Origin of the sequence: Vibrio sp. 1CM24A (assembly GCF_023161725.1) — a bacterium.
Classification (GTDB): domain Bacteria; phylum Pseudomonadota; class Gammaproteobacteria; order Enterobacterales; family Vibrionaceae; genus Vibrio; species Vibrio coralliirubri.
Map to the genome: position 1 here is coordinate 12371 of NZ_JALNTS010000007.1, position 24542 is coordinate 36912.

General features: G+C 44.6%; 24 protein-coding genes and 1 other RNA gene. 10 read left to right on the forward strand and 15 right to left on the reverse strand.

The annotated features are described in order from the left end of the window. Positions 1 to 23: 23 nt before the first annotated feature. The 8 genes from ruvX to metK form a co-directional block, all read right to left on the reverse strand. Complete coding sequence (ruvX, locus tag MSG38_RS15925) at positions 24 to 446, reverse strand: Holliday junction resolvase RuvX (RefSeq protein ID WP_017062240.1); 423 nt, start codon at positions 444 to 446, stop codon at positions 24 to 26. Positions 447 to 506: 60 nt separating this feature from the next. Then, the gene (locus MSG38_RS15930) at positions 507 to 1070 is read right to left on the reverse strand and encodes a YqgE/AlgH family protein (protein ID WP_048611435.1); all 564 of its coding nucleotides are present in this window, start codon (positions 1068 to 1070) and stop codon (positions 507 to 509) included. Positions 1071 to 1174: 104 nt separating this feature from the next. Next, the gene (gshB, locus tag MSG38_RS15935; RefSeq protein WP_050634035.1) at positions 1175 to 2125 is read right to left on the reverse strand and encodes a glutathione synthase; all 951 of its coding nucleotides are present in this window, start codon (positions 2123 to 2125) and stop codon (positions 1175 to 1177) included. Positions 2126 to 2135: 10 nt separating this feature from the next. Beyond that, positions 2136 to 2867, reverse strand: coding sequence for a 16S rRNA (uracil(1498)-N(3))-methyltransferase (rsmE, locus tag MSG38_RS15940; RefSeq protein ID WP_017062238.1), 732 nt, complete (start codon positions 2865 to 2867; stop codon positions 2136 to 2138). Between the two features lie 153 nt (positions 2868 to 3020). Next, positions 3021 to 3752 carry an endonuclease gene (locus tag MSG38_RS15945; protein ID WP_050634034.1) on the reverse strand — a complete coding sequence of 244 codons (732 nt, stop codon included), beginning with the start codon at positions 3750 to 3752 and terminating at the stop codon, positions 3021 to 3023. Between the two features lie 96 nt (positions 3753 to 3848). Next, positions 3849 to 4349 carry a SprT family zinc-dependent metalloprotease gene (locus MSG38_RS15950; protein WP_050634033.1) on the reverse strand — a complete coding sequence of 167 codons (501 nt, stop codon included), beginning with the start codon at positions 4347 to 4349 and terminating at the stop codon, positions 3849 to 3851. A gap of 80 nt (positions 4350 to 4429) precedes the next feature. Continuing rightward, positions 4430 to 5227: a DUF2189 domain-containing protein gene (locus MSG38_RS15955; RefSeq protein ID WP_017069586.1), complete on the reverse strand. Its 798-nt coding sequence runs from the start codon at positions 5225 to 5227 to the stop codon at positions 4430 to 4432. A gap of 368 nt (positions 5228 to 5595) precedes the next feature. After that, positions 5596 to 6750 (reverse strand): methionine adenosyltransferase, encoded by a 1155-nt coding sequence (metK, locus tag MSG38_RS15960; protein ID WP_017062234.1) that lies wholly within the window; start codon positions 6748 to 6750, stop codon positions 5596 to 5598. A 357-nt stretch (positions 6751 to 7107) separates the two neighbouring features. Here metK and tkt point away from each other — a divergent pair, with 357 nt between their 5' ends. The 5 genes from tkt to mscS all read left to right on the forward strand — a co-directional run bounded on the left by tkt (position 7108) and on the right by mscS (position 14348). Next, complete coding sequence (gene tkt / locus MSG38_RS15965; protein ID WP_052878806.1) at positions 7108 to 9102, forward strand: transketolase; 1995 nt, start codon at positions 7108 to 7110, stop codon at positions 9100 to 9102. 390 nt (positions 9103 to 9492) lie between these two features. After that, complete coding sequence (gene epd / locus MSG38_RS15970; RefSeq protein WP_048611458.1) at positions 9493 to 10542, forward strand: erythrose-4-phosphate dehydrogenase; 1050 nt, start codon at positions 9493 to 9495, stop codon at positions 10540 to 10542. A gap of 166 nt (positions 10543 to 10708) precedes the next feature. Further along, entirely contained in the window at positions 10709 to 11872 is a 1164-nt protein-coding gene (locus MSG38_RS15975) for a phosphoglycerate kinase (protein WP_017059064.1), read from the forward strand. A 155-nt stretch (positions 11873 to 12027) separates the two neighbouring features. Next, on the forward strand, positions 12028 to 13104 hold the full coding sequence (gene fbaA / locus MSG38_RS15980) for a class II fructose-bisphosphate aldolase (RefSeq protein WP_010435694.1): 1077 nt from the start codon (positions 12028 to 12030) through the stop codon (positions 13102 to 13104). 377 nt (positions 13105 to 13481) lie between these two features. Then, a complete protein-coding gene (gene mscS, locus MSG38_RS15985) occupies positions 13482 to 14348 on the forward strand; it encodes a small-conductance mechanosensitive channel MscS (protein WP_048605830.1) in 867 nt (288 codons plus the stop codon). Positions 14349 to 14444: 96 nt separating this feature from the next. On the opposite strand, the gene MSG38_RS15990 is transcribed toward mscS, so the two are convergent. Next, the gene (locus MSG38_RS15990) at positions 14445 to 15074 is read right to left on the reverse strand and encodes a LysE/ArgO family amino acid transporter (protein WP_248402212.1); all 630 of its coding nucleotides are present in this window, start codon (positions 15072 to 15074) and stop codon (positions 14445 to 14447) included. A 142-nt stretch (positions 15075 to 15216) separates the two neighbouring features. Between MSG38_RS15990 and MSG38_RS15995 the strand changes: the two genes are divergently transcribed. After that, on the forward strand, positions 15217 to 16113 hold the full coding sequence (locus MSG38_RS15995) for a LysR family transcriptional regulator ArgP (RefSeq protein WP_050621007.1): 897 nt from the start codon (positions 15217 to 15219) through the stop codon (positions 16111 to 16113). Between the two features lie 111 nt (positions 16114 to 16224). Continuing rightward, a complete protein-coding gene (locus MSG38_RS16000; protein ID WP_057622276.1) occupies positions 16225 to 16938 on the forward strand; it encodes an oxidative stress defense protein in 714 nt (237 codons plus the stop codon). 116 nt (positions 16939 to 17054) lie between these two features. Here the strand turns inward: MSG38_RS16000 and serA are convergent, their stop codons facing one another. The 5 genes from serA to zapA all read right to left on the reverse strand — a co-directional run bounded on the left by serA (position 17055) and on the right by zapA (position 20434). Further along, complete coding sequence (gene serA, locus MSG38_RS16005; protein ID WP_017059058.1) at positions 17055 to 18284, reverse strand: phosphoglycerate dehydrogenase; 1230 nt, start codon at positions 18282 to 18284, stop codon at positions 17055 to 17057. Positions 18285 to 18545: 261 nt separating this feature from the next. Then, a complete protein-coding gene (gene rpiA, locus MSG38_RS16010; protein WP_048605825.1) occupies positions 18546 to 19202 on the reverse strand; it encodes a ribose-5-phosphate isomerase RpiA in 657 nt (218 codons plus the stop codon). Positions 19203 to 19324: 122 nt separating this feature from the next. Then, complete coding sequence (locus tag MSG38_RS16015; protein ID WP_248402213.1) at positions 19325 to 19924, reverse strand: 5-formyltetrahydrofolate cyclo-ligase; 600 nt, start codon at positions 19922 to 19924, stop codon at positions 19325 to 19327. Positions 19925 to 19930: 6 nt separating this feature from the next. Beyond that, positions 19931 to 20114, reverse strand: a non-coding RNA gene (ssrS, locus tag MSG38_RS16020) — 6S RNA. A gap of 11 nt (positions 20115 to 20125) precedes the next feature. Next, a complete protein-coding gene (gene zapA / locus MSG38_RS16025; protein ID WP_004735366.1) occupies positions 20126 to 20434 on the reverse strand; it encodes a cell division protein ZapA in 309 nt (102 codons plus the stop codon). A gap of 308 nt (positions 20435 to 20742) precedes the next feature. Here zapA and MSG38_RS16030 point away from each other — a divergent pair, with 308 nt between their 5' ends. The 3 genes from MSG38_RS16030 to MSG38_RS16040 are packed head-to-tail and all read left to right on the forward strand — an operon-like array spanning position 20743 to position 23756. Then, on the forward strand, positions 20743 to 21318 hold the full coding sequence (locus MSG38_RS16030; protein ID WP_050052683.1) for a YecA family protein: 576 nt from the start codon (positions 20743 to 20745) through the stop codon (positions 21316 to 21318). 24 nt (positions 21319 to 21342) lie between these two features. Beyond that, on the forward strand, positions 21343 to 22521 hold the full coding sequence (ubiH, locus tag MSG38_RS16035) for a 2-octaprenyl-6-methoxyphenyl hydroxylase (RefSeq protein WP_248402317.1): 1179 nt from the start codon (positions 21343 to 21345) through the stop codon (positions 22519 to 22521). A gap of 11 nt (positions 22522 to 22532) precedes the next feature. Beyond that, positions 22533 to 23756 (forward strand): FAD-dependent 2-octaprenylphenol hydroxylase, encoded by a 1224-nt coding sequence (locus MSG38_RS16040; protein ID WP_248402214.1) that lies wholly within the window; start codon positions 22533 to 22535, stop codon positions 23754 to 23756. Between the two features lie 111 nt (positions 23757 to 23867). Here MSG38_RS16040 and MSG38_RS16045 read toward each other — a convergent pair whose 3' ends face one another. Next, positions 23868 to 24074, reverse strand: a complete 207-nt coding sequence (locus MSG38_RS16045; RefSeq protein ID WP_009847660.1) for a DUF1107 domain-containing protein — start codon at positions 24072 to 24074, stop codon at positions 23868 to 23870. Positions 24075 to 24542: the final 468 nt, after the last annotated feature.

Here is a 24542-nt window from a genome sequence, read left to right on the forward strand (position 1 = left end):
AATCTTTGAGCTCTTAATTTTCGTTATGAATATTGTGCTTCAAACCAGCTCTCTAAAATGACGACTGCAGACTGGTTATCGACATTGCCTTTGCTTAGCGCTTTATAGCCACCCATTTCAAAAAGGTCGGCCCTTGCTTCTGTGGTCGAGAGTCTTTCATCATGTAGCTCAACATCCACACCAAAACGTCCTTTAAGACGGTTAGCGAACTTCTTCGCTCTGGGTGTAATGGTTGCTAAGTCTTTACCATGAAGGTCGGTAGGAAGGCCAACCACAATCAGGTTCGGCTGCCACTCCTTAATTTGCTTTTCGATATCGTCCCAATTTGGGATGCCATCTTTGGCTTTAAAAGCTTTTAGAGGGCTTGCGGTGCCCGTGATTTCTTGTCCTATCGCACTGCCGATACTTTTTGTACCGTAGTCAAATGCCATAATTGTTCGTGACATGGGGGTTCCAAATTTATCTGTGTTTGAGAGTGTCTGTTTATTTTATTTAGTTGACTTGAGCTAGGCGTGACCAGCGTCTGCTGAAAGCTGAGCTGCATTGATGCCTAACATCTGCACGGCGACTTTCCAGCGGTCAGAAATCGGTGTATCGAAGATGACCTTCGGATCGGCTTCAACGGTTAACCATGAGTTCTCGGTCAGTTCGGTTTCCAGTTGTCCCGGTTCCCATCCTGCATACCCAAGTGCGACTAAATAATTCATCGGCTCATCTTCTGTGCCCAATACCATCAAGATATCTTTTGAGGTTGTTACCGAGATTTGATCTGTCATGTTGATGCTGGATTGATAGCTGCCTTTAGGTTTGTGCAAAATAAACCCACGGTCTTCTGCGACCGGTCCACCGTTCAATACTGGCTTATCAAGACTTGCTTGGTTGGATTTCGGCTGCTCAGAATCAACCTCAACTTGTTTAAGCATGCTGCCGACAGTGACATCGATAGGGGCGTTGATCATTAAGCCCATCGCACCTTCGTCGTTGTGCTCACAAAGGTAAATTACCGAATTTTGAAAGTAGGGGTCTTTCATTCCGGGCATAGCAACCAGAAAGTGGTTCGTTAAATTCATAGAGCCTCCTGCCAGTGTGTTCCCAGTAAAGGAAAAAGAGCGGCGTGAAGCCGCTCATTGATTCTGTGCCGTTTGCGAATAGCTAAGGCTTTCTTTAGTTTAGGCTATTTAGCGTTAACGCGACGCTCGATTGCGTCCATTAATTTACCTGTTACCGAAATATCAAAAGCAGCTTCAATTTCACGGATACAAGTGGGGCTAGTCACGTTGATTTCTGTCAGCTTGTCACCGATAACATCAAGTCCGACAAAGATTAAGCCTTTTTCTTTTAGTGAAGGAGCTACTGCTCGTGCGATAGCCCAGTCTGTTTCACTCAACGGACGAGCTTCCCCTGTACCACCAGCAGCTAGGTTGCCTCGAGTTTCCCCTTTAGCCGGGATACGGGCTAGGCAGTAAGGCATTGGCTCACCGTCAACGACAAGAATACGCTTATCACCATTGCTGATGTCAGGAACAAAAGTCTGTGCCATTGCGTAGTTTTGACCGTGGTTCGTCAATGTTTCAATGATCACTGATACGTTTGGATCGCCTTCCTTCACGCGGAAGATTGACGCACCACCCATACCATCAAGTGGTTTAAGGATCACATCACCGTGCTTCTCACGGAACTCTTTAATCTTTTCCGCTTTACGAGTCACGATGGTTGTCGGTGTTAGTTCTGGGAACCAAGCCGTGAACAACTTCTCGTTACAATCACGTAGGCTTTGTGGTTTGTTTACGATCAGTGCGCCGTTCTCTTCAGCACGCTCAAGAATGTAAGTCGCGTAAATGTACTCAGTATCAAATGGAGGATCTTTACGCATTAACACTGCATCTAAATCAGATAGCGCGATTGTCTGTTCTGACTTGAATTCGTACCAACCGTTTAGATCTTCTTTTAGTTCTACAATTTTTGTGTCAGCAATGGCTACGCCTTGATCTAAGTGTAGATCATCCATTTCCATGTAATGGATTTCGTAACCACGACGCTGAGCTTCAAGCATCATGGCAAAGCTAGAGTCTTTTTTGATGTTAATGGATGAAATTGGATCCATTACGATGCCAAGTTTGATCATTTTTTTTCTCCTAGCCTAGATCGCCAAAACGAACTTGTAAGGCAGTAATTGCGGTTAGAGCTGCTGTCTCAGTACGAAGTACACGTGGGCCGAGTAGCGTCTCTTCAAATTTGTATTGTTCAGTCATACCGATTTCTTCAGCTGACAAGCCACCTTCAGGACCAATCAATAGGCGCACCTTGCTGATAGGTTCTGGAAGGGTGTTAATTGAGTACTTTGCACGAGGGTGTAGGTTTAGCTTTAGTGCTTCGCTTGGTTCGCTGCACCACTCTTCAAGCTGCATAATTGGACGAATGACTGGAACCGTATTGCGGCCACACTGTTCACACGCCGCAATAGCAATCTTTTGCCACTGTGCGAGTTTTTTCTCGAAGCGTTTTGTATCAAGCTTAACGCCACAGCGCTCTGAAATCAGAGGGGTAATGGTGTTCACACCAAGCTCTACCGATTTCTGAATCGTGAACTCCATTTTGTCACCACGTGAAATCACTTGGCCTAAATGTAAGTCTAACGGAGATTCGCTGCTGCGTTCGATGCGTTCAGAGACATTAACGGTGACATTTTTCTTTGATACTTCAGCTATCGTCGCAGGGAATTCAGCGCCACTGCCATCAAATAGAAGGACTTCTTGACCTTCTTTCATGCGAAGGACACGACCAACATGACCCGCGGCATCTTCGCCTAAAGCGAGTGAACCTAACTGATGAATGCGTTCTGGGTGATGGATACGAGGGATTCTCATGCTGGTAAACCTATAAATATGTTCATTTGGGTATTTTGTCTCTGCCTAACATGGATGCTTTTAGTTGAAAAAACAAGGGTAGAGCAAGAGTTTCAGGGGCAATTCTGAAACTCTTGTTTGAGATAGTTAGGAATGTTGATTGTACGAGCGACGTTATTGACAAGCAGGGTAAACAAATGGGTTGTGATTACCTTGGATGGCATAGATTCGCTCATCACGAGTACATTCCCACTTGTCGACAGGAAATTGCTTGTTCCACGCCATCATTAGGTTGGTTTGTTGCTTAGATAGCTTGAAACCATACTCTTGGCTCATGTAAAGGTAAGTACGCGCGATAGAGCCTTTTGCTCTGTCTGGCGGCATAACTTTACGCTGCTTAAAGTTGACCTGCATTTCACACTGACCATAGCTCACACCATCCATGCCATTCCACTGACTGAAATTGTAGTTGGAGCGATCACCGTTAACCTCGCCAATGGCTGGCGTTAGGTTGTGAAGATCGGCTTCCATGGATTTGAATACTTTGTCATTGCGAGTGCAGTTCTTGCGGCCACCATCTTGCCAACACTGACGCTGGTGGCCAAATTGCCAAGCTGGAACCACGTGTTCCCACTCAATTCGACTCGCCCGTTTTTGCTGCTTTCGTACTTGATAACCACAGCCATCAAGGTCTGGAATGCCTTTCTTTTTGTCTTTCCAAGTAATGTCACAGCCACAATAAAACGAAGTCGGGTGATCAAGGTAAATCTTCACCGCTTCTTTTTTTGCTTTGGAGAACGAGCTCGGTGGTGCAGCGAAAACGCTTTGGGTTACCAGTAGGCCAAATACTATTGTTAAGTAAAAAGACACAGGTAGGCCAAATGCTTTGAAGGTGAGTTTTTGCATAGAAAAAGACTGATAAAAGTATGATAAACATCAGTCTAGCACTCAAATGTTAGATCTCTCTATTAGATTTATTCTATCGAGTAAATCAACCTGTCACTAGCTTAGCTGAGTTCCCGTAAAAGCTAAGGTTTGCTGGCACAATTGGCAGCGATAGGTCGATTGATTTCGAAGTACTTTGTTGTGTCGTCTGATTGATAATGGGTAGGTGGTGCACTCACATCGATATTCAAAGGTTTTCCCTTGAACTGAAGCGATTTCAAAGCTGTGAGTTGTTCTGGCTGGCACGTTGAATACTTTTTCCATCACGTATTGCCACTCATTTCCGTGAGGCCTAACACGTCCGAAAACCTGATGCGTGATTAGGTGTGCGAGTTCATGCGGCACAACCTCGTTGATGAAGGCGTCTTCATTTTCAGCGAATAGTACGTGATTGAGCTTAATTTCGTTGAGCTGAAGGTAGGCCTTTCCCGCCGCTTTGCCTCTTAACTTGAAGGTGATAATAGGGTGAGGGAATTCACGAGAGAAATGTTGATTTGCGATAGCTAGGCACTCGGCCAATTTCTTATTTGCTCGATGTTGTTGCGGGGTGTAAGACAAACGTTGTTAACTCCAAATAAAAGGCCTCAGCGTTTAAGCTAAGGCCTCATCATAACATTGCTCGTTAATATGGCGATTATTTATAGATGGTGATTCTTCTTAATGATCTCGTGATAAGCGTGCCATGTACCATAGCCAAGTAGCGGCATGGTGACGATCATTCCGATGCCGTAGGTAGCAAAACCCACCAGAATACCGGCACAAATAATACTCGCCCATACCACCATCGCAGGGATGTTCGATTTCACGGCATTAAAGCTAGTGAAAATCGCACTCATCACATCAACGCGTCTCTCCATCATTAACGGAATTGAAAATGCTGAGATGCTAAATATGAGGCTTGCGATAACAAAACCAATCACAGAGCCCGTAATTAAGAAGGGAGCGAACTCTGCCAGTGGCGCGCCTTGCACTGAAGGGTAGAGCGCGTGCAATAACGCAGCGATACGCATCCAGAATATCATCGCAACCATCAATACGATCGCAAAGGCCCATTGGTGGGTGGAGTTGCGAGTAATGGCTTTCATCGAGTGCAGTAGGCTGGCGTTGTGTCCTTTTTCTCTTTCCCAAGCTGCGTCATACAAGCCCAGAGCAAGAAACGGCCCTATTAGCATGTACACGATCAGGCTTGGCATTACGACCAAGTGTGTTCCTTGCCATTGGACAAGTTGAACAATGGCGATTGCCGCTCCCATAAAGCACAAACCGTAGAATGCGCTGATTAAAGGCATTCTTACTAAGTCATGCAGAGCAAGCGACAACCAATGAAAGGGTGCGGAAATACTGATTTGGTTACAAGGAATGGTGCGAGCGTAATCCTTATCGCTGACCTTGTGTTTTTTATCGTTCAGTTCGGATGGGTGCGCGGTACGAGGCATAGATCCCCCTAGTTAAATAACGTCCTAGTTATAATTCCATAAGGCTCACCGATGTGGCTTGTGTGAGAGTTATGGTGTTGAGCTAAATTGCTCTTTGTCATCCCAGTTTTTGTTCTAGCGTGCATTTAACGAGCGTTATCAGACTGAATTAATTTAAGTTAAATGTGAGCTTGATCGCTTAGGAGTTACCTTAACTATTGTCAGTAGTGTTAGAAAACACAAATTATCAGCGGTTTTTTATACTAAGTGGTTAACGGTAAAGAAGGGCGTTAGATAAGAGAATGGTGAGTAAAAATTTGGTAAGTACATAAAAATAAAGCCCTTACTAAGAAGTAAGGGCTTTAAAGAAACAAATCGCAGTGGCTAAATTATTTTAGGCCAGCGAAGTCCGCAAGGATTGCTGCTTTGTCAGTCGCTTCCCAAGGGAACTCTTCACGACCGAAGTGGCCGTATGCAGCAGTCTGCTTGTAGATAGGCTGAAGAAGGTTCAGCATCTCTTGAAGACCGTATGGACGTAGGTCGAAGTTTTGACGAACAGCTTCGATGATGATTTCGTGAGCTACTTTTTCAGTACCAAACGTTTCAACCATGATAGATGTTGGATCTGCAACACCGATAGCGTAAGACAGTTGAATCTCACAACGGTCAGCCATGCCAGCAGCAACGATGTTTTTCGCAACGTAACGAGCCGCGTAAGCTGCAGAACGGTCAACTTTTGATGGATCTTTACCAGAGAATGCACCGCCACCGTGACGAGCTGCGCCGCCGTAGGTATCAACGATGATCTTACGACCTGTTAGACCACAGTCACCCATTGGGCCACCGATTACGAAACGGCCTGTTGGGTTGATGAAGAAGTTAGTGTCTTTGTTGATCCACTCAGCAGGAAGTACTGGCTTGATGATCTCTTCCATTACTGCTTCACGTAGGTCAGGTGTTGTTACTGAATCGCAGTGTTGAGTCGAAAGAACAACAGCGTCGATACCAACGATTTTACCTTGGTCGTATTGGAACGTAACTTGAGATTTCGCATCTGGGCGAAGGAAGTCAAGTTTACCGCTCTTACGTACTTCAGCTTGCTTCTTAACAAGAAGGTGAGAGTAAGTAATTGGAGCTGGCATTAGGATAGGAGTTTCGTTAGTCGCGTAACCAAACATGATGCCTTGGTCGCCTGCGCCTTGCTCTTTAGGGTCTTCTTTATCAACACCTTGGTTGATGTCTGGAGACTGCTTGCCAATTGTGTTTAGAACAGCACAAGAGTCAGCGTCAAAGCCCATATCAGAATGAACGTAACCAATTTCACGTACTGTTTCACGAGTGATTTCTTCGATATCAACCCACGCAGACGTTGTTACTTCACCGCCAACCATAACCATGCCGGTTTTAACGTAAGTCTCACAAGCAACACGTGCTTTTGGATCTTGTTCCAAGATGGCATCAAGAACAGCATCAGAGATTTGGTCTGCAATTTTATCTGGATGGCCTTCTGAAACAGATTCAGAAGTGAATAGGTGCTTAGCCATGAGAGCTCCACTTTTAGTTTTTGGTGTAAATAGTTTATGGCGTCGCAAGCTAGGAAGCGCCGCCATTAAATACAGTATAATTTGTAGGTGTTTCTACATCTAGACGGCTATTCTAAATTCCAGCGGTCGAATTACAAGCTCTTTTTTATGATATGTCATAACTAATCGTTTGCGTATCGATTGAGATAAGCCACTGCCAAGTGATGTAAATGTTCGAAAATTGCGAAAAATGACCGTTAAAATGCCAGTAAAACGTTTGCAGTCGCAATAGTCGTTTGAGAGAATACCCGCGCTAATAAAAATGAAAACTTTAGCAATTATCTCTTTTTTAAATCGCTTATGTACTCAGGAGCAGACATGCCTTCTCGTAAAGATCTAGCCAATGCAATCCGCGCACTTAGCATGGACGGTGTTCAACAAGCAAATTCAGGCCACCCAGGCGCACCTATGGGTATGGCTGACATCGCTGAAGTTCTTTGGCGTGGCCACTTGAACCACAACCCAGCAAACCCAGAGTGGGCTGACCGCGACCGTTTTATCTTGTCTAACGGCCATGGTTCAATGTTGATTTACTCTCTGCTTCACCTTGCAGGTTACGAGCTTTCAATTGAAGACCTGAAAAACTTCCGTCAATTGCACTCTAAGACTCCAGGTCACCCAGAGTACGGTTACGCTCCTGGTATCGAGACAACGACTGGTCCTCTAGGTCAAGGCATCACTAACGCTGTTGGTATGGCAATGGCTGAGAAAGCGCTTGCTGCTCAGTTCAACAAAGAAGGGCACGACATCGTAGACCACTACACTTATGCATTCATGGGTGATGGCTGTCTGATGGAAGGTATCTCTCACGAAGCATGTTCGCTAGCAGGTACGCTTGGTCTTGGTAAGCTGGTTGCTTTCTGGGATGACAACGGTATCTCTATCGATGGTGAAGTTGAAGGTTGGTTCTCTGACGATACACCTAAGCGTTTTGAAGCTTACGGCTGGCATGTAATCCCAGCGGTAGATGGTCACGACTCTGACGCTATCAACGCAGCGATTGAAGCGGCTAAAGCGGACCCTCGCCCTACACTTATCTGTACTAAAACTATCATCGGTTTTGGTTCTCCAAACAAAGCTGGTACGCACGACTGTCACGGTGCTCCACTAGGTGCTGATGAAATCACAGCAACTAAAGCTGCACTGGGTTGGGAACACGGTCCTTTCGAAATCCCAGCGGATATTGCAGCTGAGTGGAATGCAAAAGAAGCAGGCGCAGCGAAAGAAGCAGCGTGGAATGCAAAGTTTGACGCATACGCAGCGGCTTACCCTGAGCTAGCAGCAGAATTCAAACGTCGTACTAACGGCGAACTTCCAGCTGAGTGGGAAGAGAAAGCAAACGCAATCATTGCTGATCTTCAAGCTAACCCAGCAAACATCGCTTCACGTAAAGCATCTCAAAACGCACTAGAAGCGTTTGGCCAAATGCTTCCAGAATTCATGGGCGGCTCTGCTGACCTTGCGCCTTCTAACCTAACTATGTGGTCTGGTTCTAAGTCTCTTGAAGCAACTGACTTTTCTGGTAACTACATCCACTACGGTGTACGTGAATTCGGTATGACGGCTATCATGAACGGTATCGCTCTGCACGGTGGTTTCGTACCATACGGCGCAACGTTCCTAATGTTCATGGAATACGCTCGTAACGCAATGCGTATGGCTGCTCTGATGAAAGTTCAGAACATCCAAGTTTACACGCACGACTCTATCGGCCTAGGCGAAGATGGTCCTACTCACCAACCGGTTGAGCAGATCGCTTCTCTACGTCTAACGCCAAACATGAGCACATGGCGTCCATGTGACCAAGTTGAATCAGCAGTTGCTTGGAAACTGGCTATTGAGCGTAAAGATGGTCCTTCATCTTTAATCTTCTCGCGCCAAAACCTTGCACAACAAGATCGTAACGCTGAGCAAGTAGCTAACATCGCTAAGGGTGGTTACATCCTGAAAGATTGTGCTGGTAAGCCAGAACTAATCATCATTGCAACGGGTTCTGAAGTTGAGCTTGCAGTTGAAGCTGCTGCACAACTAACCGCTGAAGGTAAAGCAGTACGCGTAGTATCTATGCCTGCAACTGACGCGTTCGACAAGCAAGATGCTGAGTACCGTGAGTCTGTACTTCCATCTGACGTTACAGCACGTATTGCTGTTGAAGCTGGCATCGCTGACTTCTGGTACAAGTACGTTGGTTTCGGTGGCAAGATCATCGGTATGACAACGTTCGGCGAATCTGCACCAGCAGGCGAACTATTCAAGATGTTCGGTTTCACTACTGAAAACGTAGTAAACACAGCGAAAGAGCTTCTTGCTTAATCATTGATTGCTAGCTTAGTGCTAACAATGAAATGAATAAAAAAACCGAGCGCTGAGCTCGGTTTTTTGTCTCTGGGATTTGTTTTCTCCTAGACTCATACCAATCACAGTAAGTAAGTGTTCAGAAATAGCGAAGGAAAAACGCTTGAGAACAAGGCGGCTCTTTTCGACAAGAAGTTTCGATAAGTAGTTATTCTACAATCAAAAATTCTAACGAAGTTATCGAGTGTTTTAACAAGCTAGAATGAACAGTTATTTACTACGATTGGTATACCCCTTATAAGCAACAGATCAATCAGTCATGAACAAGCTGAGTTATTCAAGTAATGCCTTTTGGGTAGGATTCAGTTATCATCTGTTGCACGAAATTTTGGTTAGATGTACGGAACTATGCTAAAAGTCGCGATAAATGGATTTGGACGAATAGGGCGTAATGTATTACGCGCTGTCTATGAAAGTGGCAAAAGCCAACAAATCAAAGTAGTAGCTGTCAATGAGCTTGCTCAGCCTGACGCTATGGCTCACCTATTGCAGTACGACACCAGTCACGGCCGCTTCGGCAAGAAAATCTCTAACGATCAAGAGCACATCTATGTCCATCATGGCATTGGTGCTGAAGATAAGGGTGAGTTTGATACCATTCGTATCTTACATCTTGCTGATATTGATTTGTTGCCTTGGCGTGACCTTGAGGTGGATATTGTTCTCGACTGTACCGGTGTTTATGGTTGCCGAGATGACGGCCTCGCGCACATTGCTGCTGGGGCAAAAAAGGTACTGTTTTCTCACCCAGGTGCCAATGACCTCGATAACACCATTATCTATGGTGTGAACCACGATACCATCGAAGCGGACCACCGAATCGTTTCCAATGGTTCATGCACCACCAACTGTATTGTCCCTATCATTAAGGTTCTTGATGACGCTTTTGGCATCGAGTCCGGTACGATCACGACTATTCACTCTTCAATGAATGATCAACAAGTTATCGATGCGTACCACAGCGATTTGCGCCGTACTCGAGCGGCAAGCCAATCGATCATTCCTGTTGATACCAAGTTGCATAAAGGTATTGAAAGAATCTTCCCGAAATTTTCCAACAAATTTGAAGCTATATCTGTGCGTGTGCCGACGGTAAACGTAACAGCGATGGATTTAAGTGTCACAATTAATGCAAATGTGAAAGTTAATGACGTAAATCAAACCATTGTTAATGCATCCCAGTGTACATTACACAATATAGTTGACTATACTGAAGCGCCGCTCGTTTCCATCGACTTTAATCACGATCCCCATAGCGCAATCGTTGATGGTTCACAAACGCGAGTGAGCAACGGCCACTTAGTTAAAATGCTAGTGTGGTGTGATAATGAATGGGGCTTTGCGAACCGAATGCTGGATACGGTTCTTGCAATGCAAGCTTCTGAAGGCAAGAAGTAAGACCTAGAAGCAAATGTGCGGATTATTTATTTTTTAGCTTGAAATAAATACTAAGAGTCCACATATTATTAGTAGTGAAAGAATTACCAGTTGAATAATTTATAGGCTTAGCAGGGTTGCTGAGTTTCCAAAACTTTATATTTATTTAAATTTGAGAGGACAAATCATGTCTGTGATCAAGATGACTGACCTGGAACTTGCAGGTAAACGCGTATTTATCCGTGCTGACCTAAACGTACCAGTAAAAGACGGTAAAGTAACTTCAGATGCACGTATCCTTGCATCTCTACCAACTATCAAACTTTGCCTAGAAGCTGGCGCAAAGGTAATGGTTACTTCTCACCTTGGTCGTCCTACTGAAGGCGAATACAACGAAGAGTTCTCTCTAGCTCCTGTAGTTAACTACCTAAACGACGCACTAGACTGCGAAGTTAAACTAGCTAAAGATTACGTAAACGGCCTAGAGCTAAACGCTGGTGAACTTGTTGTTCTTGAAAACGTTCGCTTTAACAAAGGCGAGAAGAAGAACGAAGAAGCACTTTCTAAGCAATACGCTGCACTATGTGACATCTTCGTAATGGATGCATTTGGTACTGCTCACCGTGCTCAAGCTTCTACACACGGCGTTGGTACTTACGCTCCTGTAGCATGTGCTGGCCCTCTTCTAGCTGCTGAGCTTGAAGCGCTTGGTAAAGCAATGGACAACCCAGCTCGCCCACTAGTGGCTATCGTTGGTGGTTCTAAAGTTTCTACTAAACTAACCGTTCTAGAATCTCTTTCTAAAATTGCTGACCAGCTTGTTGTTGGTGGTGGTATCGCGAACACATTCATCGCTGCTGAAGGTCACAACGTAGGTAAGTCTCTATACGAAGCTGACCTAGTTGAAACGGCTCAAAAGCTAATGAAAGAGTGTGCTATCCCAGTAGCAACTGACGTTGCATGTGCTAAAGCATTCGACGAAAACGCAGAAGCTGAAATCAAGCACGTTTCTGAAGTTCAAGACGACGACATGATCTTCGACCTTGGTCCAGATTCAACTGCGGCACTAGCTGAAATCATCGGCAACGCGAAAACTATCCTTTGGAACGGCCCTGTAGGCGTATTCGAATTCAAGAACTTCGAAGCGGGTACAGCGGGTATCTCTAAAGCAATCGCTGAGTCTGCAGGTTTCTCTGTAGCAGGTGGTGGTGACACGCTAGCAGCTATCGACAAGTTCGGTATCAAAGCTGACGTTTCTTACATCTCTACTGGCGGTGGCGCTTTCCTTGAATTCGTTGAAGGTAAAGTACTTCCTGCAGTAGCAATGCTTGAAGAGCGTGCTAAAGCATAATTGATTTAGAAAGGCGAGATGTGAATCTCGCCTTTTAACGTTTGCTGCATATCACACTTTTTTGCTAGAATGGCATAAGTTGTGAGCAAACGATTGCAAGTTTTTAAACTTAAGTTTTTTAATCTTAAAACGATAGAATAAATAGGACTATTTCCATGTCTAAGATCTTCGATTTTGTAAAACCTGGTGTGATTTCTGGCGATGACGTACAGAAAGTATTTGAAGTAGCAAAAGAAAACAAATTTGCTCTTCCTGCTGTAAACGTTGTTGGTACTGATTCTGTAAACGCTGTACTAGAAGCAGCTGCTAAAGTTAAAGCTCCAGTAGTTGTTCAGTTCTCTAACGGCGGCGCTGCATTCTTCGCAGGTAAAGGCGTTAAACTTGAAGGTCAAGGCGCACAGGTTCTTGGCGCTGTAGCTGGTGCAAAATACGTACACGCTGTAGCTGAAGCTTACGGTGTTCCAGTTATCCTGCACACTGACCACGCTGCTAAGAAACTTCTTCCATGGATCGACGGCCTACTAGACGCTGGTGAAGAGTTCTTCGCACAAACTGGTAAGCCTCTATTCTCTTCTCACATGCTAGACCTTTCTGAAGAGTCTCTAGAAGAGAACATCGAAACATGTGCTAAGTACCTAGAGCGCATGGCTAAAATGAACATGACAATCGAGATCGAACTTGGTTGTACTGGTGGTGAAGAAGACGGCGTTGATAACTCTGATATGGACGCATCTGAGCTTTACACTTCTCCAGAAGACGTAGCATACGCTTACGAGAAACTAATGGCTGTTAGCCCACGTTTCACTATCGCTGCATCTTTCGGTAACGTACACGGTGTTTACCAAGCTGGTAACGTTGTACTTACTCCAACTATTCTACGTGACTCTCAAGCATACTGTGCAGAGAAGTTCGGTATCGCACCTAACGCTCTAAACTTCGTATTCCACGGTGGTTCTGGTTCTTCTGAAGCAGAAATCCAAGAGTCTATCGGCTACGGTGTTATCAAAATGAACATCGATACTGATACACAGTGGGCAACTTGGGACGGTATCCGTCAGTACTCTGCTGACAACTTCGATTTCCTACAAGGTCAAATCGGCAACCCAACTGGCGAAGCTGCTCCAAACAAGAAGTACTACGATCCACGCGTATGGCTACGTGCTGGTCAAGCTTCAATGGTTGCTCGTCTAGAGAAAGCATTTGCTGACCTTAACGCTGTAGACGTACTATAATTCTTTGAATTAAGTACTCTTTAAGTTTTAAAAACCCGCTCATCGAGCGGGTTTTTTTATGTCTGATAAAAACTTGTATTAAATATGTGAAAAACCTAGCCTACGGTGAATAAATTTCGTAGTCTTTTAGTTATCGGTATTTGTGTTTATCGGTAAGTTTTAATAATTCAAAAGCTTACATAAATATGACTTTGCAATCTGTCAAAGATAGGATATCGTGCCGAAAAACTGAACTTGGTTCAGTTTATAAAAAGGACTTGGCTTTAATTTACTTTTAACACAATGACTTAACGGTAATTAAACTGTTTATTATATTGCAGAGTAAATTAGGCTTAAGGCAGTTTAGCCCATAGCATATTATATAGAGGATGCACATTATGGCTGATAGTTCGACAGCGATTGAGACTCCACTTGTGGATGGTTTGTCTCAAGCAGAGCAGTGGTTAACAAATAATTCAGATTTATTTATCCAATATGGCGTAAATATCATTTCAGCACTGATAATTCTATTTATTGGTAACCTTATTGTTAAAGCAGTAGCGAATAGCGTGTCTAAGGTTCTTCAGAAGAAGAAAATGGACCGAGCTGTTGTGGAATTTATTCACGGCTTAGTTCGCTACCTATTGTTTGTTATTGTTTTAATTGCTGCACTTGGTCGTTTAGGTGTTCAAACGGCATCTGTAGTTGCTGTTATTGGTGCGGCTGGTTTAGCCGTTGGTCTTGCACTACAAGGCTCACTATCTAACTTTGCTGCTGGTGTACTTATCGTTGCATTCCGTCCATTTAAGTCTGGTGACTATGTGGAAATTGGTGGTGTAGCAGGTTCAGTTGATTCAATTCAGATCTTCCAAACTGTTCTAACAACGCCAGATAACAAAATGGTAGTAGTACCAAACGGTAGCGTTATCGGTAGCCCAATTACTAACTACTCTCGTCATAATACTCGCCGTATTGATTTGATGATTGGTGTTTCTTACAACGCTGATCTTCAAAAGACAAAAGCGCTACTGACTAAGATTTGTGAATCTGATGAGCGTGTACTGAAAGAGCCTGGTGTTCAAGTTGGTGTTCACACGCTAGCGGACTCTTCAGTAAACTTTGTTGTTCGCCCATGGGTTAACACAGCAGAGTACTGGGATGTGTATTTTGACCTTATGCAAGCAATCAAAGAAGGCTTGGATAACGAAGGTATCGAAATTCCATTCCCGCAAATGGATGTACACATGAATAAAGTAGAAGCTTAATTTTTAGTTATTTTTTATAGCTATAAGCTTTTATAAGGAAAGGCGGATAACTTAGGTTGTCCGCCTTTTTTGTTGGTTTCATGAAGCAAAATAGATTTACCAATACTGCTCAATCAGTCCATTGGTAAGCACTGCTGCAATTGCGAGCATCATGGTCGCGACTGCGATATCAATGCCTTTCTTAACATTCGGTTTAGATAGCGTTGGGCCTAGCTTTGCCGCGCCCAATGACAAGGAATAAAACCAGACGAATGAAGCCAATATAGTCCCCATAGCAAACGCAATTCTGTCGTTGCCTTCAAATTGCCCACCAATGGATCCAAGAATCACCACGGTATCCAAATAGAGGTGTGGGTTTAATACTGTTACTGCCAATGCCCCTAAAATAACAGTGCGCTTGCCACGCGCCAATATCTCACCTTTCGATTCATCACTGGTGCGCACTTTGAATGCACTGCGTAGTGATAGCAAACCATACACAGTCAGAAAAGCGATGCCACCTAATGTTACGGAGGTAAGTAGTAATTCATTTTGCGACAAGATCGCTCCACCGCCAAAAATACCTAATGAGATAAACAGAGTATCGAGCAGGCTACAAATCGTTGCTGTCGTTAAATGATGATTGCGTTTTATCCCTTGATTTAGGACGTACGCATTTTGAGCGCCAATAGGGATAATCATGCTTGCCCCTAGACCAAAACCTTGTAATAAAACCCAAAAACTCATTTTAACCTCCACTTATTTAACGATATTTACGTGCTCTATGGCGAAGATACTCCGACCCTTTAAATAAGTATAATTAATGATTTTAATCTATTATTAGAGTTGCTAATGTGGTGGTCAGGTAGCTTAAAAAGGAAGCAAATTGATGCGCGGATTGGATTATAAATGGATAGAAGCACTGGATGCCGTAGTAAAACAACGTAGCTTCGAAAGGGCTGCTGAGCAGTTATATATCTCTCAGTCGGCGGTATCTCAGCGCATCAAACAGTTGGAAAAGTGGTTGGCTCAGCCTGCTTTGGTGAGAGAAAGCCCGCCTAGGCCAACGCCTGCAGGTAAAAAATTACTGGGTCTATATCGCCGTGTTCGTTTGTTAGAGCACGAACTTGTGCCTGAGTTGATGAATGAAGAGGGAACTCAGCCACTATCGATATCCATAGCCACTAACGCTGATAGTTTGGCGACATGGCTGCTACCGGCTTTGTCGGATGTGATGAAATCTCGCCAAGTCGAGTTGAACCTCGCGATTCATGGTGAGTCGAGAACCATTGAAAAGATAAAAAGTGGCGAGGTGGCCGGTGCAATCAGTTTGGAGTCTCAAGCGATTCCTGGCTGCAGTGCTGACTATCTCGGTAGGATGGATTATGTGTGCGTGGCTAGCCCTGGCTTTCATCAGCGTTATTTCTCAGAGGGCGTAAACTACGCCACCTTAAGCAAAGCGCCTGCGGTTTCCTATGATCAATACGATGATCTGCATAAGAAGTTTCTGCATGATCATTTTAACGTCCCGAGAGACAGTGTGATCAATCATACGGTCGGCAGTTCAGAAGCATTCGTGCGCTTGGCATTATCGGGTGTCGCCTATTGCTTGATTCCTCGATTACAGATTATCGATGAGCTCGAGTCTGGTGCTCTGATTGATATCACACCTGGATTTCTGCTCTCTTATCGCATCTATTGGCACCATTGGCAGCTTGAGAGCGGGGTATTAAAAGAGGTGTCTCAAGCGATATTAAGTTTTGCTCACAATCACTTACCTCAGTAAACTGTTGGTTTTTTCAGCGTCAAAGTTCTGTTAGAAGTGTGTGCTCTGGATTGGCTAAACGATAAATTGCTCTATGATGAAAGTACATTTGTTTAGCATAGGTCATACCTAATGAAGCTTGTACCAAAGATGTTAGCAACGTCTCTTACTCTTACTGCGGCGTTGAGTGCTGTGAGTTTTCCATCATTGGCAGACTCTCCATCCTTTCCTCATATTTCAACGACAGGCTATGGTGAAGTGATCGCGACACCTGATATGGCGACATTCTCTGTGAGAGTCGTGGAATCGACGATGACTGCTGAACAGGCTAAAAATACCGTTGATAAAGTCGTGACAGGCTTTCTAAATAAGTTGCATCAAGCTGGTGTTGATGAGGCGAGTGTTCATAGCTCAAACCTGTATCTATCTCCTCAATATCACTACCCGAAAGATGGCAAACCGGAACTGGTTGGCTACCGCGCTTCACGTAATGTGACCGTTCAAGTGACTGAGCTAGCCAATCTTAATGAGTACATGGATATTGCTATTGGAGAAGGCATTAATCAGATCGACAACATTCAGCTTCAAGTTCGAGATCAAGCCAAGTATCAAGAGCAAGCGCGCTTAGAAGCCATCAAGGATGCGCGATCGAAAGCTAAATCATTAGCGAGTGGGTTTGAGCGTGAGTTGGGTGATGTTTGGCGTGTTGATTACAACGCACAATCTTCTCAGCCTGTGTTAATGCGTTCAATGGCGATGGATGCGAGAACAGAGTCGAACTCTTATGAAGACTCAACGATCACCATTCGCGATCGTGTTAATGTGATCTACCAGATCGAAGAATAAGATAGCGCTATAGAGGCTTTTGGATCATGGTGATCTAATTACCTACGATAGGCCAAATACTAAAAAGGCTCTCATAATGAGAGCCTTTTTGTTTTTACTAATATCGAGTTCGATGATTAGTGAAGTAGACGAGCACGGATTGTGCCTTCGATCTCTTTCAGTTTAAGCAGTGCTTCTTCTGAACGATCCGCTTCTACATCGATAACTACATAACCCATATCAGCCGCAGTCTGTAGGTACTGACCCGCGATGTTAATGCCTTCTTCAGCGAAGATGGTGTTGATCTGAGTTAGGATACCTGGGCGGTTTTCGTGAATGTGCAGCAAACGAGACGTGCCCGTGTGTAACGGTAGAGATACCTCTGGGAAGTTAACACTTGATAGCGTAGAACCGTTATCAGAGTATTTCGCTAGCTTGCCAGCCACTTCAACACCGATATTCTCTTGTGCTTCCTGAGTTGAACCTCCTACGTGAGGTGTAAGAATCACGTTGTCGAACTGCATCAATGGCGACTCAAACGGGTCTGCATTGGTTTTTGGTTCTGTTGGGAAAACGTCGATCGCTGCACCTGCAAGGTGACCAGACTCCAGAGCGCCACACAGAGCAGGAATATCGACTACCGTGCCACGAGCTGCGTTGATAAAGATAGAACCTGGCTTCATGCGCTCGAACTCTTCTTTACCCATCATGTCTTTTGTTTCGTTGGTTTCAGGTACATGCAAAGAGATTACGTCACACTTGTTCAGTAATTCCGTCATGGTATGAACTTGCGTTGCGTTACCTAAAGACAATTTGTTTTCAATGTCGTAGAAGTAAACACGCATGCCAAGGTTTTCAGCAATAATACCCAGTTGAGTACCGATGTGACCGTAGCCAATAATACCTAAACGTTTACCACGAGCTTCGTAAGAGTTGTCGGCACTCTTTTTCCAGATGCCACGGTGTGCAAGAGCGTTCTTTTCTGGAATGCCACGTAGTAGCAAGAGAACCTGACCAAGAACGAGCTCAGCAACGCTTCGAGTGTTTGAGAACGGTGCGTTGAACACAGGGATACCGCGTTTTGCTGCTGCTTGAAGGTTGACTTGGTTAGTACCAATACAGAAACAACCAACGGCAACCAGCTTTTCAGCTGCATCAATAACTTCTTGGGAGATGTTAGTGCGAGAACGAATACCAATGAAGTGAGCATCTTTAACTGCTTCAAGAAGTTCATCTTCCGGTAGCGAGCCTTTGTGGTACTCAATGTTTGTGTAACCAGCGGCTTGCAGTACTTCTACAGAAGAAGGGTGAAGACCTTCTAGAAGTAGAATTTTTATTTTTTCTTTTTCCAGTGAAACTTTGGCCATTGTTCTCGTCCTTAAAATGGAAAGGTTGGGCAAATGCGGCGCACGTGCTACAAAATGGCTGAAAGGGGAACAAATTCACCACTTTGTTAGGAGACAAACGTTTTCCCTGTGCGTCTTCTGAACAATAAAGTAACAAAAAAAAAATGTTTTGGGTAAGAAAATTACGGAATAAGACATAATTTTACAGCAATAAAGCAAAAAAAACGGCGCCCTAGGGCACCGTATGTAATGAAGTAACAGAAAAACTCAATCTTCTATTATTTATTCTTCGATTTTTGCACCTTCAGGCGTACCTGTGATAACCACATCTGCGCCACGGTGAGCGAACAGACCAACCGTCACAACACCAGCGATACCGTTGATGATATCTTCTAGTTGTTTCGGGTTTTCGATCGCCATGCCATACACATCTAAGATCACGTTGCCGTTATCAGTTGTACAGCCTTCGCGGTAAACTGGGTCACCACCAAGCTTAACCAGTTCGCGTGCCACGTATGAACGTGCCATTGGGATTACTTCAACAGGCAGTGGGAATTTACCCAACACATCAACTGCTTTAGTGCCGTCAACAATACACACAAACTTGTCAGAGATAGCTGCTACGATTTTTTCACGAGTCAAAGCAGCGCCGCCGCCTTTGATCATATCGCGTGAAGCGTTAATCTCGTCTGCGCCATCGACATAGATGTCTAGTTTGAATACGTCGTTGCACTCAAATACTTTGATTTCTAGTGCTTCTAGTTTTTCAGTAGAGGCTACAGAGCTTGAAACCGCACCTTTGATTTTGTCTTTCATTGTGCCAAGTGCGTCGATGAAGTGATTTACTGTAGAGCCAGTACCTACACCTACAATGCTGCCTTCTTCAACATATTGAAGTGCTGCCCAGCCCGCTGCTTTTTTCATTTCATCTTGAGTCATGCCATTCTCCTGAATAAGGTCTTGCGCTTTGAATTAATCGTTCGCGTATTGAAGTTAACGTTTATATATCGAGGTTAACGTTTATATATCGAGGTTAACGTTTGCGGCGCGATTATAGCGCTTTAATGGTTGTTTTCCCATTGCCAAGTTTTACTCGGAGTCACGATTTTAGGTAACGGAATGTCCCACTCTTCAATCGGTAGGGTATCGACATGTTGGCAATCATGTGCCAAACCAATAGGAGTTGCGCCTTCGCCCGTCTCGAACCACTTCGCCAAGGTGCGATCGTAATATCCGCCGCCCATACCTAAACGATGGCCATGAGAGTCAAAGCCGACAAGGGGCGTAAGAATAAGGTCGAGTTGCTGACAAGGTTTAACCAGCATCTGATTGAGCTGAGGTTCGACAATACCGTATTTATTCAAGACCGTCGGTGTGGTTAGCGAGTAGTGCAGAAACAGCAAGTGTCCGGCAGAGAAGGGGTGCAATACTGGTAAATAAGTTTGCTTACCCTGCGCCCATAACCATTCGATTAAAGGCTGGGTATCGAGTTCGCCATCGATAGAGATATAAAGTGCAATATGCTGAGCAGACTGAATTTCATCAAGCTGCATGCACTGCTTAACTAAGTCTATACCGGATTGAGTTTGTTGGTCGCCAGATAAGGCATTGCGCTTGATACGGATCTGTTTGCGAAATTCGCTGCGTGTGAGCGTCTTCATAAGAAGGGATACCCCAAAGTGCCGTTGAGAATAGATGGCCCTTGAACCAGCGAGTTCAAGGCGGATCAGCAATGATTACCGTAGGCTTCTCGGTCGGGCCGAGCATGCTCAATAGCACTCAAGTACTAACCCTTAGGGATTGCTTATCGGCTCGGGGACGTGAATCCTCTGACAAACACTCCAGGGTAAATTTTGTGTACGCTATTGCTGTCCGTGCTTAACTTTACTGAGGACATCTGAAAGTGATGTCGTGAGCTGTTCCATTCGCTCGGTCAGTGCGTTTTGTTCATCATTTGCTTCAAACTTCTTGGTTTGTAATTCGTAGCAAATATTCAGAGCTGCGATAGTCAGCAGCTTCACTTCATTGGTTACCTTAGTACGTTCAGCCATCTCTTTCAATCGATTATCAAGATCGGCCGCCGCTGCAATCAATGACTCTTCTTGCCCTGGAGGACAATTCACTCGAGTCAGTTTTCCTAATATTTCAACGTCTACCGCTTGATTACTCATGATGGATGAACTCTTTAACGCGCTATTTTAAGGCTGTTGCCCTTCGCCATTTTTTGAGAAAGAAAAAGTGCAAGTACCGATGAGGAAGCAATCTCCTCTGAGGGAGAAACTATAGGTAAACCGCTATTAAGATTCAAGCTTTTCAGAGTGACTGTTTGTAAATGAGAGCTTGAGCACACAGTAATTCAGCAAATTGAACAATTGATAGTCAGTCATACTTCAATTGCTGGGGATCGATGCTTACCAGAATTGGGGTGAAGTGGTACGATTATACTATCGATATAAAGAATAACTGAGCGAGCTATCTGATGAGCGAAACTACTTTACCTGACTACCTAACGGTTGCGACTGAACTTCAATCGGCAAGTCTAGCCGTAACCCCTGCTGAGATGCACGGTTTATTAACGGGTATGTTAAGCGGAGGCTTAAGCCTTGCAGATAAAAGCTGGCAACCGCTGATCTTCGATTACACCAATGAGGGTATGGGTTGGCCAGATCGCGCATTAACGCTAGCGGAAGCGACGCTGAAAGTCACGACCAGTGAAATCACAGGCTCAGGTATGGAATTGTCTATGTTGCTACCTGACGAAGACGCAAGCGCAAGCCTATTTGACTTGGCTGATGGTGTGTCTGATTGGATTAACCATTTCATTTCTGGCTTAGGCTTGGTTGGCGCTCAATTGAATAAAGCGTCTGACAGTACTAAAGAAGCATTAGCTGATCTTGAAGAGATGGCTAAGTTAGGCATTGACGAAGAAGATGATATGGAAGAACAAGCGCAGCTTCTAGAACACGTTATTGAGCACGTAAAAGCGTGCGCACTAACGATTCATGCTGAATTTGGTGCACGCCCATCTGAAGATGCGGCGCCTACCATTCATTAATTCGTTGGCCGGTTTGAGGTTATGATGGCTCAGTATGATGTTGTAATTGCTGGTGGCGCAATGGCAGGGGCAACCTTAGCCCTTGCTTTGAATCACCTAAGCCAAGGTTCACTGTCGATTGCGGTTGTGGAGCCTTATCAGGTTGATCATCAAGCTCACCCTGGGTTTGATTCTCGTTCGATCGCTTTGTCCTATGGCACGGTGCAGATCCTGGATTCTTTGCGCTTATGGCAATCTATCGCTCCGGTCGCGACCCCGATTAAAGATATCCATGTTTCGGATCGCGGGCATGCTGGAATGACAGACATCTACAGTGAAGAGCTTGCTGTAGATGCGCTTGGCTACGTGGTCGAGTTGGCAGATGTGGGTCGAATCTATCAGCAGAAACTTGAATCAGAAGCGGCAATTACCATGCTTTGCCCTGAGTCTGTCAGTAAAGTTGAACGTGAAGAAGCGTTAACGACGATTGAGCTGACAAGTGGGCGAATAGTAACCACCAAGTTATTGGTTGCTGCTGACGGTGCAATCTCAACCTGTTGCCAACAGCTCAATATCTCATTGAGTGAGCACGACTTTGAGCAAGTCGCTGTGATTGCCAATATCGTGGCGAGTGAACCTCACCAAGGTCGCGCATTTGAGCGTTTTACCCACCATGGGCCAGTTGCTCTATTACCAATGAGTGACAACCGTTTATCTCTGGTTTGGTGTTTAACACCAGAGCAAGCACAAAAAGTGATGACGCTAAACGACAATGAATTTCTTGAGCAGCTGCAGAGTGACTTTGGCTGGCGACTTGGCCGATTAGAGAAAGTCGGCAAGCGTGCGAGCTACCCTCTCATTCTTCGTCACCGACAACAAAATATCTCTCATCGATTTGCCATTGTTGGTAATGCCGCTCAAACGCTTCACCCAATTGCGGGGCAAGGCTTTAACCTAGGTATTCGAGATGTGGCTTCCTTGGCAGAAGAGTTGTGTACTCAACTAGATGATGTGGGTCGTTACAATGGTCTTGTTAACTTTAGAAAGCGTAGAGAACAAGACAGAGAAGCCACGATCACATTGACTTCAAGCCTAGTTCACCTGTTCTCAAATGATTATATGACCGCTCGCATTGGGCGTAATCTTGGGTTAGCCGTAATAGATAACCTTCCACCACTTAAAGGTCCACTTTTGCGTCATACGCTTGGCCTAGTAGAAAGATAAGGTAATAAATAATGATGCAAAGTGTTGATATCGCGATTGTTGGTGGTGGCATGGTTGGCCTAGCGCTCGCTGCTGCCCTAAAAGACAGTGACTTAAGAATTGCTGTCATTGAAGGCAGAGCTCCCAGCGAAGGGCTGAGTGAGTTGCCTGATGTACGTGTATCCGCGTTGAGTCGTTCTAGTGAAGTGATTCTTCGTAACCTAGGTGCATGGCAAGGTATCGCACAAAGACGCGCTGCACCGTATCAAGCGATGGAAGTGTGGGAGCAAGACAGCTTTGCTCGTATTGAGTTTGACTCGACACGCTTGGCTCAGCCTAACCTTGGCCATATCGTTGAAAACCGTGTGATTCAATTAGCGCTGCTTGATCAGGTTAAGAAGCAAGACAACGTCAGCCTGTATATGCCCGCAACGTGTAAAACGATGGCGATTGGTGAAAGCGAAGCATGGTTAACGCTAGATAATGGTCAAGCATTGACAGCTAAGTTAGTTGTTGGAGCAGACGGCGCAAACTCTTGGGTTCGTAAGCAGCAAGATATCCCACTAACACATTGGGATTACGGACACAGTGCGATTGTCGCGAACATCAAAACCACAGAGCCGCACCACAGCGTTGCTCGTCAAATATTCACGCCTCAAGGCCCATTGGCATTCCTACCAATGCAACCAAGCAACATGAGCTCGATTGTTTGGTCTACGGAACCAAACCGTGCCGAGAAGCTGGTATCCATGTCGGATGCTGATTTTAATAAGCAGCTAACGGCAGAGTTCGACTCGAAGCTTGGATTGTGCGAAGTGGTTGGTGACCGTTTTGCCTTCCCACTGCGTATGCGTTATGCGCGTGACTTTGCGGTAGAGCGTGTGGCTTTGGTTGGTGATGCTGCTCATACCATTCACCCATTAGCAGGGCAGGGCGTGAACCTTGGCCTATTAGACGCAGCAAGCTTAGCGCAAGAGCTATTAAAGCTATGGTCTGCAGGTGAGGATATTGGCACCAAGCGTAATCTTCGCGGCTACGAGCGCTGGAGAAAAGCAGAGGCGGCGAAAATGATTGCTTCAATGCAGGGCTTTAAAGATCTGTTTGAAGGCGATAACCCAGCCAAGAAGCTGATTCGTGGTATCGGTATGAAGCTAGCAGGCCAATTACCGGGTGCGAAAGATGAGATCATGAAGCGCGCACTGGGTTTGTCTGGCAATCTTCCTGACTTAGCTAAGCGTCCTGTGACTCATCGATAGTGACATAGTGTTCTGGTGATTTATCGAATCATCATTGATACGAAAATTGGTACGAAAAAAGGGTTGGCATAATGCCAACCCTTTTTGTTTTTAATTCTGTAGATAATCAGGTCATGCGTACGCGCAGCGCAGTTTCATGATTTCACTATTTATTTCTTTCACTGTTTGAAAGTGACGTTTTTCTGCTCGGTCTGGTAGCACTAGCTTACCGTTATCAAACTCAAATTTTCCTACGCCGTAAATGTAGATTCGTCCTTTGAAAAGTCGACTTACATGTTTAGCAATCATACTCGGTGTATAGCGCTTAAACAGTCTCATTCTTAATTATCCTTATATTTACCTAGCCTGCATATTATAGAAAAACTCCGAGATAATAATTGTGATAAGCATGGAGTTATATGCAGTAGAGTTGACGTTAATTAGATATTTGTGCTGTTCTAAGCACTTTCTTCAGTAAATATCTATTTTTACGTGAGCTCCTCCCCAAAATAATACTGAGTAGTGAACTGCCGTGAACTTTCCTGTTCGGTATTAAGCAGTGATAATGTTACAAGTATAAGAATAGGCGGGATTTTTTGGTTTGTGTAATCAAATTGTAAATTTCGAACAAAAAAAAGCCCGTCTAAAACGGGCGAATAGTCACAGATGCATTACACAAAAGTGGATACTGATGTTACTCAGTGGATTCACTTGCACTGATTTGCTTAATAGCTAGTCAGTAAATTTACAATAACGCAAATTTAACTTTGTGACTACTTATGCTTTTATTTTGAGTAACTATTTATT

What these genes read in the sequence shown, in the direction of transcription:
- ruvX (WP_017062240.1), bottom strand. Translation starts at nt 446, where the DNA reads ATGTCACGAACAATTATGGCATTTGACTACGGTACAAAAAGTATCGGC.
- MSG38_RS15930 (WP_048611435.1), bottom strand. Translation starts at nt 1,070, where the DNA reads ATGAATTTAACGAACCACTTTCTGGTTGCTATGCCCGGAATGAAAGAC.
- gshB (WP_050634035.1), bottom strand. Translation starts at nt 2,125, where the DNA reads ATGATCAAACTTGGCATCGTAATGGATCCAATTTCATCCATTAACATC.
- rsmE (WP_017062238.1), bottom strand. Translation starts at nt 2,867, where the DNA reads ATGAGAATCCCTCGTATCCATCACCCAGAACGCATTCATCAGTTAGGT.
- MSG38_RS15945 (WP_050634034.1), bottom strand. Translation starts at nt 3,752, where the DNA reads ATGCAAAAACTCACCTTCAAAGCATTTGGCCTACCTGTGTCTTTTTAC.
- MSG38_RS15955 (WP_017069586.1), bottom strand. Translation starts at nt 5,227, where the DNA reads ATGCCTCGTACCGCGCACCCATCCGAACTGAACGATAAAAAACACAAG.
- metK (WP_017062234.1), bottom strand. Translation starts at nt 6,750, where the DNA reads ATGGCTAAGCACCTATTCACTTCTGAATCTGTTTCAGAAGGCCATCCA.
- tkt (WP_052878806.1), top strand. Translation starts at nt 7,108, where the DNA reads ATGCCTTCTCGTAAAGATCTAGCCAATGCAATCCGCGCACTTAGCATG.
- epd (WP_048611458.1), top strand. Translation starts at nt 9,493, where the DNA reads ATGCTAAAAGTCGCGATAAATGGATTTGGACGAATAGGGCGTAATGTA.
- MSG38_RS15975 (WP_017059064.1), top strand. Translation starts at nt 10,709, where the DNA reads ATGTCTGTGATCAAGATGACTGACCTGGAACTTGCAGGTAAACGCGTA.
- fbaA (WP_010435694.1), top strand. Translation starts at nt 12,028, where the DNA reads ATGTCTAAGATCTTCGATTTTGTAAAACCTGGTGTGATTTCTGGCGAT.
- mscS (WP_048605830.1), top strand. Translation starts at nt 13,482, where the DNA reads ATGGCTGATAGTTCGACAGCGATTGAGACTCCACTTGTGGATGGTTTG.
- MSG38_RS15990 (WP_248402212.1), bottom strand. Translation starts at nt 15,074, where the DNA reads ATGAGTTTTTGGGTTTTATTACAAGGTTTTGGTCTAGGGGCAAGCATG.
- MSG38_RS15995 (WP_050621007.1), top strand. Translation starts at nt 15,217, where the DNA reads ATGCGCGGATTGGATTATAAATGGATAGAAGCACTGGATGCCGTAGTA.
- MSG38_RS16000 (WP_057622276.1), top strand. Translation starts at nt 16,225, where the DNA reads ATGAAGCTTGTACCAAAGATGTTAGCAACGTCTCTTACTCTTACTGCG.
- serA (WP_017059058.1), bottom strand. Translation starts at nt 18,284, where the DNA reads ATGGCCAAAGTTTCACTGGAAAAAGAAAAAATAAAAATTCTACTTCTA.
- rpiA (WP_048605825.1), bottom strand. Translation starts at nt 19,202, where the DNA reads ATGACTCAAGATGAAATGAAAAAAGCAGCGGGCTGGGCAGCACTTCAA.
- MSG38_RS16015 (WP_248402213.1), bottom strand. Translation starts at nt 19,924, where the DNA reads ATGAAGACGCTCACACGCAGCGAATTTCGCAAACAGATCCGTATCAAG.
- zapA (WP_004735366.1), bottom strand. Translation starts at nt 20,434, where the DNA reads ATGAGTAATCAAGCGGTAGACGTTGAAATATTAGGAAAACTGACTCGA.
- MSG38_RS16030 (WP_050052683.1), top strand. Translation starts at nt 20,743, where the DNA reads ATGAGCGAAACTACTTTACCTGACTACCTAACGGTTGCGACTGAACTT.
- ubiH (WP_248402317.1), top strand. Translation starts at nt 21,343, where the DNA reads ATGGCTCAGTATGATGTTGTAATTGCTGGTGGCGCAATGGCAGGGGCA.
- MSG38_RS16040 (WP_248402214.1), top strand. Translation starts at nt 22,533, where the DNA reads ATGATGCAAAGTGTTGATATCGCGATTGTTGGTGGTGGCATGGTTGGC.
- MSG38_RS16045 (WP_009847660.1), bottom strand. Translation starts at nt 24,074, where the DNA reads ATGAGACTGTTTAAGCGCTATACACCGAGTATGATTGCTAAACATGTA.